11 protein-coding genes and 2 tRNA genes are annotated in these 14,625 nt (G+C 73.3%); 11 read left to right on the forward strand and 2 right to left on the reverse strand.

Features of this window, described 5'->3' with window-relative positions:
• The first annotated feature begins 51 nt into the window (after positions 1-51).
• The 6 genes from rsfS to ACFIF2_RS05950 all read left to right on the forward strand — a co-directional run bounded on the left by rsfS (position 52) and on the right by ACFIF2_RS05950 (position 2,157).
• The gene (gene rsfS / locus ACFIF2_RS05925; protein WP_395571428.1) at positions 52-498 is read left to right on the forward strand and encodes a ribosome silencing factor; all 447 of its coding nucleotides are present in this window, start codon (positions 52-54) and stop codon (positions 496-498) included.
• Positions 495-1,166 (forward strand): histidine phosphatase family protein, encoded by a 672-nt coding sequence (locus tag ACFIF2_RS05930; RefSeq protein ID WP_395571429.1) that lies wholly within the window; start codon positions 495-497, stop codon positions 1,164-1,166. The genes rsfS and ACFIF2_RS05930 overlap by 4 nt, the downstream gene beginning before the upstream one ends.
• 120 nt (positions 1,167-1,286) lie before the next feature.
• Positions 1,287-1,359: transfer RNA gene (locus tag ACFIF2_RS05935), tRNA-Ala, on the forward strand.
• 201 nt (positions 1,360-1,560) lie between these two features.
• On the forward strand, positions 1,561-1,734 hold the full coding sequence (locus ACFIF2_RS05940; protein WP_395571430.1) for a hypothetical protein: 174 nt from the start codon (positions 1,561-1,563) through the stop codon (positions 1,732-1,734).
• A 3-nt stretch (positions 1,735-1,737) separates the two neighbouring features.
• On the forward strand, positions 1,738-1,971 hold the full coding sequence (locus tag ACFIF2_RS05945; RefSeq protein ID WP_003976229.1) for a hypothetical protein: 234 nt from the start codon (positions 1,738-1,740) through the stop codon (positions 1,969-1,971).
• 113 nt (positions 1,972-2,084) lie between these two features.
• A tRNA-Ala gene (locus tag ACFIF2_RS05950) sits at positions 2,085-2,157 on the forward strand.
• A 50-nt stretch (positions 2,158-2,207) separates the two neighbouring features.
• On the opposite strand, the gene ACFIF2_RS05955 is transcribed toward ACFIF2_RS05950, so the two are convergent.
• Positions 2,208-3,818 carry an NADH-ubiquinone oxidoreductase-F iron-sulfur binding region domain-containing protein gene (locus ACFIF2_RS05955; protein WP_395571431.1) on the reverse strand — a complete coding sequence of 537 codons (1,611 nt, stop codon included), beginning with the start codon at positions 3,816-3,818 and terminating at the stop codon, positions 2,208-2,210.
• A complete protein-coding gene (locus ACFIF2_RS05960; protein ID WP_395571432.1) occupies positions 3,815-5,053 on the reverse strand; it encodes a cytochrome b/b6 domain-containing protein in 1,239 nt (412 codons plus the stop codon). Before ACFIF2_RS05960 ends, ACFIF2_RS05955 begins: the two co-directional genes overlap by 4 nt.
• 547 nt (positions 5,054-5,600) lie before the next feature.
• Between ACFIF2_RS05960 and leuS the strand changes: the two genes are divergently transcribed.
• The 5 genes from leuS (at position 5,601) to ACFIF2_RS05985 (ending at position 14,625) form a co-directional block, all read left to right on the forward strand.
• The gene (gene leuS, locus ACFIF2_RS05965; protein WP_395571433.1) at positions 5,601-8,495 is read left to right on the forward strand and encodes a leucine--tRNA ligase; all 2,895 of its coding nucleotides are present in this window, start codon (positions 5,601-5,603) and stop codon (positions 8,493-8,495) included.
• A gap of 271 nt (positions 8,496-8,766) precedes the next feature.
• Entirely contained in the window at positions 8,767-9,510 is a 744-nt protein-coding gene (locus ACFIF2_RS05970; RefSeq protein WP_395571434.1) for a hypothetical protein, read from the forward strand.
• Between the two features lie 158 nt (positions 9,511-9,668).
• Positions 9,669-10,514 (forward strand): DegV family protein, encoded by an 846-nt coding sequence (locus ACFIF2_RS05975; protein WP_395571435.1) that lies wholly within the window; start codon positions 9,669-9,671, stop codon positions 10,512-10,514.
• 575 nt (positions 10,515-11,089) lie between these two features.
• Complete coding sequence (locus tag ACFIF2_RS05980) at positions 11,090-11,833, forward strand: helix-hairpin-helix domain-containing protein (protein WP_395571659.1); 744 nt, start codon at positions 11,090-11,092, stop codon at positions 11,831-11,833.
• Positions 11,834-11,973: 140 nt separating this feature from the next.
• Entirely contained in the window at positions 11,974-14,625 is a 2,652-nt protein-coding gene (locus ACFIF2_RS05985; protein ID WP_395571436.1) for a ComEC/Rec2 family competence protein, read from the forward strand.

A 14,625-nucleotide genomic window follows, 5' to 3' on the forward strand; every position in this document is an offset into this window, starting at 1 on the left:
GCGGTCGTGAGACCCTTGAGGTCAACCGACCGCCGACCCGAAAGCCAGGCAGTGACCGCGACCGACCGTTCCATCGAACTCATCAACACCGCCGCCCAGGCGGCAGCCGACAAGCTCGCGCACGACGTCATCGCCTACGACGTCAGCGACGTGCTGTCGATCACGGACGCCTTCCTGCTGGCCTCCGCGCCCAACGACCGCCAGGTCAAGTCGATCGTCGACGAGATCGAGGAGCGGCTCAGCAAGGAACTCGGCGCCAAGCCGGTGCGCCGCGAGGGCGACCGCGAGGCCCGCTGGATCCTGCTCGACTACGTCGACATCGTCGTCCACGTCCAGCACAGCGAGGAGCGCGTCTTCTACGCCCTGGAGCGGCTGTGGAAGGACTGCCCCGAGCTGGAGCTGCCCGCCGACGCCAAGGAGACCCGCGGCAAGGCGGAGGAGCACGCCAAGCTCCAGGCCGCCGAGGAGGCGACGGACACCGACGGGGACTGGCGATGAGCGCCACCGGCGAGGTGGCGGCCGGGCAGCCGGGCCGCGGTCGGCGCATCATCCTGTGGCGGCACGGCCAGACCTCGTGGAACGTGGAGCGCCGCTTCCAGGGCACCACGGACGTCGGCCTCACCGAGACCGGCGTCGCCCAGGCCCGCCGCGCCGCCCGGCTGCTGGTCGGCCTGCGCCCCGACGCGATCGTCGCCTCCGACCTCAGCCGCGCCGCGCACACGGCCGCCGAGCTGGCCTCGCTCACCGGCCTGGAGGTGACCCTGGAGGAAGGCCTGCGGGAGACCTACGCGGGCGTCTGGCAGGGCCTGACCCACGACGAGATCATCGCCCGGCACGGCGAGGAGTACGCGGCGTGGAAGCGCGGCGAGCCGGTCCGGCGCGGTGGCGGCGAGCTGGAGACCGAGGTCGCCGACCGGGCCGCCCCCGTCGTGCTCCGGCACGCGGAGAAGCTCTCCGAGAACGGCACCCTCGTCGTGGTCAGCCACGGCGGCACCATCCGCACCACCATCGGACGCCTGCTCGGGCTGGAACCGCACAGCTGGGAGAGCCTCGGCGGCCTGACCAACTGCTGCTGGTCCGTCCTGGGCGAGGGCGCCCGCGGCTGGCGGCTGCTGGAGCACAACGCCGGCACGCTGCCGGAACCGGTGCTCGGCGACGACGACTGACCCGGGCCGGTGGGGGCCCGGACCCGGATTTCACTTTCCGGCAGGTCACAGGCTAAAGTTCTTCTTGTTCGCCCCGCCGAGCGGGGCGAAACACCACACGGCTTCGCCGAGTGGCCGCAAGGGGCTATAGCTCAGTTGGTAGAGCGCCTGCATGGCATGCAGGAGGTCAGGAGTTCAATTCTCCTTAGCTCCACAGCCCACGGACGGATCCCGTCCCCCTCGGGGGGCGGGATTTTTCGTTTCCGCTCGCTTGAGCAGCAGGCGTCCCACGGGCGTATATCCCTGCGGGACTCCGTGTCCGGACTGGTACTGAGGCGTCGCTGACCGTATTGGCCCGGTCGTGGCAGAATCAAACGGCCGGAAGGGGACCGCGACCCGACGGGAGGGAGTGGCGATGCCTGCGAGCATCCTCGAGGAGGTCGGTCACCTCCTCGGCTCAGCGGTGACACGGAACACGGCCACCCGCATCCACTGCCCCTCCTGCGGTTCCGGGCACGTGGCCCAGGTCCTCGGCGACAACGGCGGAATCTCTTACGTGTGCACGGCCTGCGGCCACAGCTGGAGCTGATCGATGGGTGCACACAGGCGAAAGTGCGACTGGTGCGGCAGCGGCACCCCCATCGTGCGGGACATGGAGCCGGTCAATCCGGACTACCAGTACTGGTGCGAGGAGTGCGCGCGGGCGCTGATCATAAAGGGCGACCCCATCGAGACGTACCGCGAACTCGAGGGCGAGCCGATCTACGGCCGGCTCCTGGAGGAGCACTGCACGCTCAAGCGGTTCTACTCGTTCGTGACGGCGTAGCCCGGTGGCCCACAAGAGGGCAAAACGGGCAAACCGGAAACGATTTGGTGTTGGGCCCGGTCGACCGTGTAATGTTGGCGTCGCCGCCGGGGAAACCGGGCGGCGGACAGCAAGGGGCTATAGCTCAGTTGGTAGAGCGCCTGCATGGCATGCAGGAGGTCAGGAGTTCAATTCTCCTTAGCTCCACAGGAACGACGAACCCCCCGGATCACTGATCCGGGGGGTTCGTTCGTCTGTCAGCGGCCGAGGGCCCGCCGCCCCCGCCCCGGGGACAGGACCGGCAGGTTGGTGCGCGAGGGCGTGACCTGTCCGCGGGTGTCCTCCTCGATGCGCAGGGCGAGTGCCGGGCAGCGGCGCACCGCGCGGACCGCCTTGGCCTCCGCGAACCGCGGCACGTCGGCCTGGGCGACGGTCGGGAAACCGTCGGCGCCCAGCTGGAAGACCTCCGGGAGGATGTCCGCGCACAGGCCGTGGCCCCGGCACAGCGTCCAGTCGACGTGGATCTTCTGGCGGCTGGGGCCGTTCCCCTCCCCGCCGCCGGGGACGCCCGTGGGTGACCCGCCCCCCTCAAGGAGCGGCAGGACACCCTCCACGGGCCGTCCGCAGCCGTTGCCGAGGACGTGGGCGGCCAGGTCGTCCGTGAACGCCTTGACGGTCGACTCCAGGAACATCGCCGAACCGTCCGGGTGCGAACAGGCGCCGCGCCGCTTCACGTTCCTCGCGACCTGCTTGACGGCCTCCAGGGCGGCCGGCCCGCCGCCGTTCAGGATGTCCTCCAGGCCGCGCGCGGCGGCCGGCAGGCCCAGGTAGCAGGGGCCGCACTGGCCGGCGCTCTCCGCGGCCAGCCACTGCGCCACCCGCAGCGACTCGCCCAGCGGGCACGTGTCCTGACCGATCGGCAGGATCGCCCCCGCGCCGAGCGAGCCGCCCACCTGCTGGAGCGAGTTGCGGGAGACGATCGCCTCGTCGACGGCCGCCGCGTCGATCCACTTGCCGTGGTAGCCGCCGGTCAGCACGCCCTGCGGCACCGGCGGCGCGCCGGCCAGCTGCAGGACGTAGCGCAGCGGCACGCCCGTCGGCACCTCGATCACCATCGGCCGGGCGACCGCGCCGGAGACGGTGAGCATCACGGTGCCCGGCTCGTCGAACAGGCCGGTGTTGCCGTAGCGCTCCGGGCCGATGCGGGCGGCGATGGCGAGCTGGGCGAACGTCTCGGCGTTGGACAGCAGGGTCGGCGCGCCGCCGACGCCGCTCTTCGACGCGCTGACCTTGCGGCCGGGAGGGATGGCCGGGCCGCCGTCGATGGAGCGGATCAGCGAGGCCGCCGCGCCGGTGACCATGCGCACGGGATTGCGCTGCACGCGCGCGCGGAGGGCCGACCGGCGGCCGTTGTTCAGGCCGCGCTCGGCGAGGGCGGCCTCCATGGAGCGCTGCGTGGACTCGCGGGTCACGCCGATCACGAGCGTGCGGGCGCCCATGGCCTCGGCGCACAGCAGCGCGCCGTCCAGGATGAGGTGCGGGGCCCGGTTGATGAGCACGGTGTCCTTGCGGCAGGCCGGCTCGTCCTCGCTGCCGTTGACGACCACGACCGGACGGACGCCGCGCTTGATCGCGGACTCGGCGACCGAGCGCAGCTTCTTGTGGAAGGGGAAGCCCGCGCCGCCGCGGCCCCTCAGGTTGATGCGTTCGGAGAGCTGCGCGAGCTGCTCCCCGCCCAGGGGTTCGAGCGGGCCGTGCACCTTGAGGTGCATCGGCAGGTCCAGGCGCTCGACAAGGTCGAAGCCCGACGTGAGCTGGGGAAGACCGACCACGCGGACTTCTGGGACGTCGGGCAGGGCCTCGTTCACTTAAAGCCTCCGGAAGGCGTGTTCCAAGGTTCGCCCGACCCCGGTGCGTCGAAGTCGTAGGACGACGAGGGCGCACCGGGGGATGGTTCAGTGGCGGGACCGCTGTTGTACGTGTCGCTGGGGTAGTACGTGTCGTAGACGGTGTTCGTCTCACCGGTGTCGTACACGTCACTCGAGCCGTAGCCCGAGGCGTCCGTATCGCCGTAGACCGGGATGGTGTGTCCCGTGTCGTTGAGCGGGTCGTAGGCCGACGGAGGCGCCTCGCCGACCGGCGGCGGCGACGGCACGGGCCAGCCGCCCGAGGTGGCCGAGCCGCCGTCCGCGACGGGCATCGCCTCGGTGGGCCACATGTCGGGCGACGTCCGGGTGGGCGCGGCCGGATCGGTGGTCAGCGGCTTACGGCGCCTGCCGCCGGAGCCGGACACGGCGCGGTAGGCCGCCGCGAAACCGCTCGGGGGCCGCGGGGGAGTGAGGCGTTCGGCGGGTTCGTACAGGGGCCCGGAGGGCGCGGCGGCTCGCGGGCGGGCCCACCCGGCGTCCTCGGGTCCCGGCGCCGCGGAGGACGTCGCCCGGGTCCGGCTCTCCGCCGGCAGGTCCTCGCGGGCGGGCCGCTCCCCGGACCCGAAGAAGCCGGTGATCAGGTCGGCGACCCTGCGCTTGACGGGGCGGGGCGCCGCACGCAGGGCCAGGGCCCCCATGACGCCGAGCACGGACAGGCCGTACAGGATGGTGAAGACCGGCTTGGCCGCGCGACCCGCGTAGAGCCCGTGCAGCAGGGCCAGGCACCACGCCGGGTAGGCCAGCATGTGCATCGCCCGCCAGCGGGCGGCCACCGGGGACACGGACGCGAAGCGGTTGCGCAGGGCGCCCGTGACGCCCACGAAGATCATGAGCATGCTGGCCAGGGTGCCGAAGCCGATGAGCACGGCCCGGCCCCCGAACGCCTCGTCGTCCGTGGCCAGCAGCCCGAACGGGATCACCGCGGCGACCCAGGTGGTGTGCTCCAGCGCCAGCTTGACCCCGATGTGCACCAGCAGGAACACGACCGACGCGACCGCGGTGGTCCGGTGCACCGCCTGGGCCAGGATCCGCTGCCGGGTGTCGAGGACGACGCGGTCCTGGGCGACCAAACCCCAGATCACCGAGCAGCTGAGGAGGACCAGGGACAGGACGCCGGCGCCGAAGTCGAGGAACTCCGCGAAGGTGTCGTCCATGGTGCTGTCGTTCGTCACCACGGCAGGCCTCCCCGTGCCCCGCGGGCGCGGGGAGGGGGCGAGCTGTCGCCGCGGGGGTGGAGCGAGGGTGGGTGGTGAGGGTTCATGGGGCAACTCCGGAGCGGTTCGGGGAAGCGGTCCCGGTGCCGCACTCTAAGTGGCGCCATACTCGCGGGTACGAGGTTTGAGTTATTGCGTTGTTATCAAACGACAATGCACTCGTAGTGATGTCCCGTTAGCGGTCGTTACGCGAAGTAACCTTTGACCTTGGTTCAGGTTCACCCGCCGTACGACCGGCGTGCGGCCCGGCGTGCGGCCCGGTGTACGGCCGCGCGAAGCCCCGTCGCGGCTCCCTCGGCGACTGCGGTACCCTGACGCCATGCGTGCCGTACGCCTTCTGCTTAGCGAGCCGCGCTGATCAGTCCCGACCCCCGGTCGTAGTCCGGTGGCCGGAATCAGCGCGGCGTCCCCTCCTGTGCGAGGGGATTTTTCATTTCCCGGCATTCGCAGCCGCTGGTCTTGAATGTCGCAGCCGCCGGCAGAGACGATCGATGGAGCTTTGAGGATCATGAGCGAGACGAACCCCGCGGCGACCGCCCCTGCGTCGGCGGACGCCGCGCCGCACCGCTACACGGCCGCCATGGCCGCCGAGATCGAGGCACGCTGGCAGGACTTCTGGGACGCCGAGGGGACGTACGCAGCGCCGAACCCCAAGGGCGACCTGGCGGGCGACCCGGAGCTGGTCGCCAGGCCCAAGAAGTTCATCATGGACATGTTCCCGTACCCGTCCGGTGCGGGCCTGCACGTCGGCCACCCCCTGGGCTACATCGCCACCGACGTCTTCGCCCGCTTCCAGCGGATGACCGGCCACAACGTCCTGCACACCCTGGGCTTCGACGCCTTCGGCCTGCCCGCCGAGCAGTACGCCGTGCAGACCGGCACGCACCCGCGCGTGTCGACCGAGGCCAACATGAAGAACATGCAGAGCCAGCTGCGCCGGCTGGGTCTGGGCCACGACAAGCGCCGGTCGTTCGCCACGATCGACCCGGAGTACTACAAGTGGACCCAGTGGATCTTCCTGCAGATCTTCAACTCCTGGTACGACGAGGAGGCGCGCAAGGCCCGCCCGATCGCCGAGCTGGTCGCCCTGCTCGAGTCCGGTGAGCGGGCCGTTCCGGGCCACCCCGGGCGCGCGTGGAGCGACCTGAGCGCCGGCGAGCGCGCCGACGTCCTGGGCGAGTTCCGCCTGGCCTACGCCTCCGACGCGCCCGTCAACTGGTGCCCCGGCCTGGGCACCGTGCTGGCCAACGAGGAGGTCACCGCCGACGGCCGCTCCGAGCGCGGCAACTTCCCCGTCTTCAAGTCCAAGCTGCGCCAGTGGAACATGCGCATCACCGCCTACGCGGACCGGCTGCTGGACGACCTGGACGAGCTGGACTGGCCCGAGGCCATCAAGCTGCAGCAGCGCAACTGGATCGGCCGCTCCGAGGGCGCCCGCGTCGACTTCCCGATCGACGGCGAGCGCATCACCGTCTTCACCACCCGCCCCGACACCCTGTTCGGCGCGACCTACATGGTGCTGGCGCCCGAGCACCCGCTGGTCGAGAAGTTCACCCCGGCCGCCTGGCCCGAGGGCACCCACCAGGTGTGGACCGGCGGTCACGCCACCCCGACCGAGGCCGTCGCGGCGTACCGCGCGCAGGCCGCCGCCAAGTCCGACGTCGAGCGGCAGGCCGAGGCCAAGGAGAAGACCGGCGTCTTCATCGGCGCCTACGCCACCAACCCGGTCAACGGCGAGCAGGTCCCCGTCTTCATCGCCGACTACGTGCTGATGGGCTACGGCACCGGCGCGATCATGGCCGTCCCGGCGCACGACACCCGTGACTTCGCGTTCGCGCGCGCCTTCGAGCTGCCGATCCGCTGCGTCGTCGAGCCGACCGACGGCCGCGGTACCGACACGTCGACCTGGGACGACGCGTTCGCCTCGTACGACGCGAAGATCGTGAACTCCTCCGGTGCGGACGTCTCCCTGGACGGCCTGGGCGTCGTCGAGGCCAAGGAGCGCATCACCGAGTGGCTGGAACGCGCCGGCACCGGTGAGGGGACCGTCAACTTCCGCCTGCGCGACTGGCTGTTCAGCCGCCAGCGCTACTGGGGCGAGCCCTTCCCGATCGTCTACGACGAGGACGGCATCGCGCACGCGCTGCCCGAGTCGATGCTGCCCCTGGAGCTGCCCGAGGTCGAGGACTACTCCCCGCGCACCTTCGACCCGGACGACGCCGACACCCGGCCCGAGACGCCGCTGTCGCGCAACGAGGACTGGGTCAACGTCACCCTGGACCTGGGCGACGGGCCGAAGAAGTACCGGCGCGAGACCAACACGATGCCCAACTGGGCCGGTTCCTGCTGGTACGAGCTGCGCTACCTGGACCCGCACAACTCCGAGCAGCTGGTCGACCCCGAGATCGAGCAGTACTGGATGGGCCCGCGCGAGGGCCTGCCGCACGGCGGCGTCGACCTGTACGTCGGCGGCGCCGAGCACGCCGTGCTGCACCTGCTGTACGCGCGCTTCTGGTCCAAGGTGCTGTTCGACCTGGGACACGTCTCCTCGGCCGAGCCGTTCCACAAGCTGTTCAACCAGGGCATGATCCAGGCGTACGTCTACCGTGACGCGCGCGGCATCGCCGTACCGGCCGCCGAGGTGGAGGAGCGCGACGGCGCCTACTACTACCAGGGCGAGAAGGTCTCCCGGCTGCTGGGCAAGATGGGCAAGTCCCTGAAGAACGCCGTCACCCCCGACGAGATCTGCGCCGAGTACGGTGCCGACACCCTGCGCCTGTACGAGATGGCGATGGGCCCCCTGGACGTGTCCCGGCCGTGGGACACCCGCGCGGTGGTCGGCCAGTTCCGGCTGCTGCAGCGGCTGTGGCGCAACGTCGTCGACGAGGACACCGGCGAGGTGACGGTCGCCGACGTCGCGGAGTCCGACATCGACGCCGACACCCTGCGCGCCCTGCACAAGGCCATCGACGGCGTACGGCAGGACCTGGAGGGGATGCGGTTCAACACCGCCATCGCCAAGGTCACCGAGCTGAACAACCACCTGACGAAGGTGGGCGGCGTCGTCCCGCGCACGGTCGCCGAGCGGCTGGTGCTGCTGGTCGCGCCGCTGGCCCCGCACGTCGCGGAGGAGCTGTGGCGCAGGCTGGGGCACACCGATTCGGTGGTGCACCAGGACTTCCCGGTGGCCGATCCGGCGTACGTGGTCGACGAGACGGTGACCTGCGTCGTGCAGATCAAGGGCAAGGTCAAGGCGCGGCTGGAGGTCGCCCCGTCCATCTCCGACGAGGACCTGGAGAAGGCGGCGCTGGCCGACGAGAAGGTCGTGGCCGCGCTGGGCGGGGCCGGGATCCGCAAGGTGATCGTGCGGGCGCCGAAGCTGGTGAACATCGTCACCGGCTAGGGCTCCGGGCGGGCGGGGCGGGCCCGCGGGCCTCTGTGCGGGCCGGTGCGGGCCTCTGTGTGGGCGTCGGGGCAAGGCCCCCCTTGTGTGGGCCTGGCAGACCCTTAAGGGGCGGTGCTCGGTCGTCTGCGGGCCGGTTCAGGGTTGCGCGCGGGCAGGTTCGGGGTTCTGGCGGAACCTTGGGCCTGCCCGCTGCGTTTACCGTGGAAGAGCGGCGCGGAGAGTGCCGCGGTCCGCCGTGCGCGGGCCGGACGCTCGGAGGAGGAGCTTCGTGGAAGCAGTGATCGCAGTATTCGCCCTGCTCTTCGTGCTCGCCCTCGTACTGGGCGCCTACGCCACGGTGAAGGCCGTCGGCGCCGCCAAGCGCAGCGTGGACCGCGGCATCACGCAGGCCCGCCGCACGGTCGAGGACCACACCCTGCGGGCCAAGTCCCTCGTCCAGCTGGGCCCCGCGAGCGAGCTGGCACAGCTCCGGCTGTCGCTGCGCACCTCCATGCGGGCCACGCAGGACGCACTGCACGCGGGCGTGGCCGAGGACGAGTCCCTCAAGGAGTCCCTCGCCCTCTTCGAGCGGCTCAGCGCCCACGGGTTCGAGCTGGACGCGGAGCTCAGGCGCCTGGAGTCCGAGCCGGACCGGACCACGCTCGGCGCGCTCCTGCCCGCGCTGCGCGAGCGTACGGAGCGCATCACGCGGTCGGCGGAGTCCCTGCGCTGGGCCGCCCGGGACCGGGCCCGCCGCTTCGCGGACGACGACCTGGACTCGCTGCGCGCGCAGATCGACGTCGAGGCCGGCGCCCTGCGCCACTGGACGGAGACGGAGCCCGCGGCAGCTCCGCCGCCCTGGCCCGAGGCTCCGGCCGCCGACGCCCCGGCGACCCCGCAGAGTTGGCCGAAGGCCTCGCGGCCGGAGCGGGCCGAGCCGGCGGAGGAGCCCGCGCGCCCGGCCATCACCCCGCCCGGTCCGAACCCCGTGTACCCCTGGCAGAAGAAGGCCCGTCCGGAGAACACGACCTGACCACGGCCCCGCCCGATCCGACGACGGCCCCACCCGATCTGACCACGACCCCCCACCTGACCTGACCCCGCCCCGACACGACCCGGTCGGGGTCCTGCGCGCGCCGGGCGTCGGGGCCGGGCTGCCGTACGGGCGCTACGCCAGGTAACCTCCAGCTCATGTCCCGCCATGTCGCGATCGTCACGGATTCAACGGCCTACCTCCCGGCCCGGACGATGGAACGGCACGGCATCACCGCGGTACCCCTGACCGTCGTCCTGGGCGACCAGGCGCTGGAGGAGGGCACCGAGATCTCGACCCGCTCGCTGGCCCAGGCCCTGCAGAAGCGGCGACCGGTCACCACCTCCCGCCCCAGCCCCGAGCTCTTCGCCGAGACCTACCGCGCGATCGCCGAGTCAGGCGTCGACGGCATCGTCTCCCTGCACCTGTCCGCCGAACTCTCCGGTACGCACGACGCGGCGGTCGTCGCCGCGCGCGAGGCGCCGGTCCCGGTGCGTGTCGTGGACACCGGGATGATCGCGATGGCGCTCGGTTTCTGCGCGGTCGCCGCGGCGGAGGCGGCGGAGGCGGGCGGCACGGTCGACGAAGCCGTCACCGCGGCGGAAAAGCGGGCCGCGGGCACCTCCGCCTACTTCTACGTCGACACCCTCGACTATCTGCGCCGCGGCGGCCGCATCGGGGCGGCCCAGGCCCTGTTCGGCTCCGCGCTCGCGGTGAAGCCGCTGCTGCGGCTCGACGGTGGTCGCATCGAGCCGCTGGAGAAGGTGCGGACGGCGTCCAAGGCCATCGCCCGGCTGGAGGAGATCGTCGCCGACCGCGCGGGCGGCGCGCCCGTCGACATCGCCGTCCACCATCTCGCCGCCCCCGACCGGGCGTCGGCCCTGGCGGACCGCCTGCGGGACCGCGTGCCGCACCTGGCCGACCTGCACGTGAGCGAGGTCGGCGCGGTGATCGGGGCGCATACCGGGCCGGGGCTGCTGGGGGTTGTGGTCTCCTCGCGGTGAGGGGGGCGCCACTCGTGCGGGTGACGGAGTTGTCCACAACCCGGTGACTTTCCCCGGGAATTGAGCATGATCATCGCGAGTGTGCCGAGGTGTCCGATCCTCGTCGCATGACTCTTCGATCACGCTCACGCACCACGGCCGCGACCAGTGGCCCGGGCCGTCCCCCGGCCTCCGACGGCCGGCTCCGCCACCACCCCCGCCCACCTCGCACCCGCTCCCTCGGCAGGCCACGGCAGGGCCGGCAGGCGCGCCCTCGCACACCGGCGGAGGAGCTCCGCCAACGCGCGCAGGCGCTCTTTCCCGAACACGCCGGTCAGCGGGGGGAGTCGGGGAAGGGACCACCGATCACACGGGGGGAGACGCCGGAGCGAGCGGAGGTGACGGAGGAGGGAAGGGGGTCGCGGGGCGAACCGGGCGCCGTGGGCCTCGCGGACACCGCGGACGTCACGGGCGCAGTGGATGTCACGGACACCATGGATGTCACGGACACCGTGAACTCCGTGCACGTCGTGAGTGCGGCCGGCGGTGACGTGGCGACCCGGTGGGGGCGGGCCGGGCAGGCGCTGCGGGAGCGGATGCCGGTGTGGTGGCAGACCCGGTGCGGGATGGAGCGGCGCAGTCTGGCCGCCCTCACGGTGCTCCTGGTGGTCGCCGCGGTCTTCGCCGCGCAGCACTTCTGGACCGGCCGCACCCAGCCCGTGGCCGCACCCGAGATGGTGCGGGAGGAGGCGGCGTACGGGGCGGGAGGCGAGGGCGGGGCGGCAGGAGCGGCTGCGGCGGCCGGAGCGAACGCCAGGACCGGCGCGTCCAAGGGAACCGGGACGGCCACGGCCCCGGCCGGCGCCGAGATCGTGGTGGACGTCGGCGGCAAGGTCCGCAAGCCCGGAGTCCACCGGCTCCCGGCCGGTTCACGGGTCGTGGACGCCCTGCGCGCCGCCGGAGGAGTAAGGCCCGGCGCCAAGACCGAGGGGCTCAACCGCGCCCGCTTCCTCGTGGACGGCGAGCAGGTGATCGTCGGTGCCCCCGCGCAGGCCGCGGTCACCGGCGCCGACGGCACCGTCCAGGGGAGCCCGGCCGGTTCCGGGGGCCCGGCCGGTTCCGGCGGCACCGCTGCGGGACCGTCGGCGGCGCCGGTGGCCCTCAACACGGCGACCGCCGACCAACTGGACACCCTGCCGGGCGTGGGCCCGGTGCTGGCCCAGCACATCATCGACTACCGCACCCGGAACGGCGGTTTCCGCTCGGTGGACGAGTTGCGCGAGGTCAACGGCATCGGCGAACGCCGCTTCGCCGACCTGCGCGATCTCGTGCGGCCATGAACGGGGACATGAGGCCCGGCGACGCCCCCGACACGGGCACGGGTCGGAGGGCGGATATGGGCACGGGCGCGAGGGCGGACGCGGGGGCGCCGGACGGGTCGGGAGGGGCCGTCGGTCGGACGGCGACCTCGCGCGCGGGCGTGCACGCCGCTTCCGGGCACCGGCTGGGGGCGGCCCATCCCCGGCAGGAAGCACCCCCGGATCTGCGACTGGTGCCGCCCGCCCTCGCGGCCTGGGCGACGGCGGCGCTGATGCTGGACGCGCCGACCGGATGGGCCGTGGGGGTCGGCACCGCCGCTCTGACCCTGGCCGGCGTCCTGCTCCTGGGGGCACGGCGAAGCCACCCGGCCCGCCGTCCCCCGGCGCGGCGACGCTCCGTGGCGCGCGGTCGTCCCCAGGTACCGGTCGCCGCCCTGCTCCTGTGCGTGGCCGCCGCCACCGCCTCGGCCGCGCTGCACGGCGCGGACCTGCGCCGCGGTCCCGTGCCGACGCTCGCGCGGCAGTACGGCACCGTCACCGCCGAGGTGGAGGTCACCGCGGACCCCCGGCTCACCCGGTCCCACGTCCGCGGGAACCGGGCGCTGCCGCCCACCGTGCTGATCGAAGCCGAGGTACGGCGGGTCACGGAGCCGGGCGGGAGGCAGGTGCGGACACGGACGCCGGTCCTGGTGCTCGTCGACGTGGGCGAGGAGCCCTCGGGCGGCGCCCTTGCGACGGTCGCCGGCGACTCGCGGCCCGCCAGGGCCGGCCCCGGCGCCGCGCCCTGGCTGCGGCTGCTGCCGACCACGCGGTTGCGCGTCTTCGCCCGGTCGGCTCCCCCGAGGACCCGAGGGGACCGGGTCGCCGCCGTGCTGCGGGTACGAGGACACCGGGAGGCGCCCCACGTGGTGGCGGCGCCGTCGGGGGCGCAGCGGCTGGCCGGGCACCTGCGGGCCGGGTTGCGGGAGGCGACCGAAGGGCTGCCGGCGGACGCGCGGGCCCTGCTGCCGGGACTGGTCGTCGGCGACACCTCACGCATCACGCCCGAGCTGGAGGAGGCGTTCAAGGAAACCGACCTCGCCCACACCCTCGCGGTGTCCGGGGCCAACTTCACCATCGTGCTCGCCCTGCTGCTCGGGCCGCCGGGGCTGTCCCAACGCGCCGAGCGCCGGGGGTCGGCGCCCCGGCTCGGCCTCTCCCTGCGGGCGACCGCGCTGCTCGGCGGGGTGCTCGCACTCGGCTTCGTCGTCGTGTGCCGGCCCGACCCGAGCGTGCTGCGGGCCGCGGCCTGCGGTGCCGTCGCCCTGCTCGCCCTGGCCACCGGACGCCGCAGGTCGCTGCTCCCGGCGCTGGCGACGGCCGTGCTGCTGCTGGTGCTGTACGACCCGTGGCTGGCCCGGGGTTACGGCTTCCTGCTCTCCGTGCTGGCGACCGGGGCGCTGCTCACGCTCGCCCCGCGGTGGAGCGCGGCGCTGTGGCGGCGCGGGGTGCCGCCCCGGTTGGCGGAGGCGCTGGCCGCCGCGGGCGCGGCGCAGGCACTGTGCGCCCCCGTCGTCGCCGTGCTGTCCGCGAGGGTGAGCCTGGTGGCGGTGCCGTGCAACCTGCTCGCGGAGTTCGCGGTCGCCCCGGCCACGGTGCTGGGCTTCGCGGCGCTGGCGGCGGCGCCGGTGGCGATGCCGGTGGCCAAGGCGCTGGCCTGGTGCGGGGGCTGGCCGGCCGAGTGGATCGCGGGGATCGCCCGCGCGGGGGCCGCGCTGCCCGGCGGGGGAGTGGACTGGCCGGGCAGTTGGGGCGGGGCCGCGCTGCTCGCCCTCGTCACGGCGGGCGTGCTGCTCGCCGGCCGGCGGATGCTGAGACATCCCTGGTGGTGCGGTGTCTGCGTGGTGCTGCTGGCGCTCGCCGTGGTGCAGCCGCCGCCGCTGGGCCGGGTGTTCACGGGCTGGCCCCCGCCGGGCTGGCGGATGGTGATGTGCGACGTCGGTCAGGGGGACGCCCTGGTGCTCGCGGCGGGCGAGGGCGCGGGGGTCGTGGTGGACGCCGGACCCGACCCGGCGCTGGTCGACCACTGCCTGCGTTCGCTCGGCATCAGCCGCGTACCGCTCGTGCTGCTGACCCACTTCCACGCCGACCATGTGGCCGGTCTGCCGGGGGTGCTGCGGGGGCGTTCGGTGGGCGCCATCGAGACGACCGCCCTCGCGGAGCCCGCGTCCCAGGCCGAGTCCGTCCGTCGACAGGCGGCGGCCCGCCGGATCCCCCTGCGTCACGCCGCCGCGGGCGAACAGCGGCGGACCGGCCCCCTGTCCTGGCAGGTGGTGTGGCCACCGCCAGGGTCACGGTCGGGGCCACAACCGGGGGCACGGTCGGAGCCACCGCCGGGTGCGCCGCCGCACTCCCCGCCGGGCCCGCCGACGCCTTCCCCGCCGGGCCCGATGCCGCCGGTGACGGAGGGACCCAACGACGCCAGCGTCACCCTCCTGGTGCGGACGGCCGGCCTGCGTCTGCTGCTGCTCGGGGATCTGGAACCGCCCGCCCAGCAGGCGCTGGCGCGATCACCGGCGGCGGCGGAGCTGGGCGGGGTCGACGTCCTGAAGGTGGCCCATCACGGCTCCGCCCACCAGGATCCCGACCTGATACGGAAGGTGGCCCCACGGCTGGCGCTCATCAGCTGCGGTGCGGACAACAGCTACGGCCACCCGGCGCCGGGCACCGTCGCGGCGCTGCGCGCTCACGGAGCCATGGTGCTGCGGACCGACCGGGACGGTGCGCTGGCGGTCACCGGCACGGGCGGCGCGCTGCGGGTGGCGGGAGACTGA

Origin of the sequence: Streptomyces sp. BK79 (assembly GCF_044142145.1) — a bacterium.
Classification (GTDB): Bacteria; Actinomycetota; Actinomycetes; order Streptomycetales; family Streptomycetaceae; genus Streptomyces.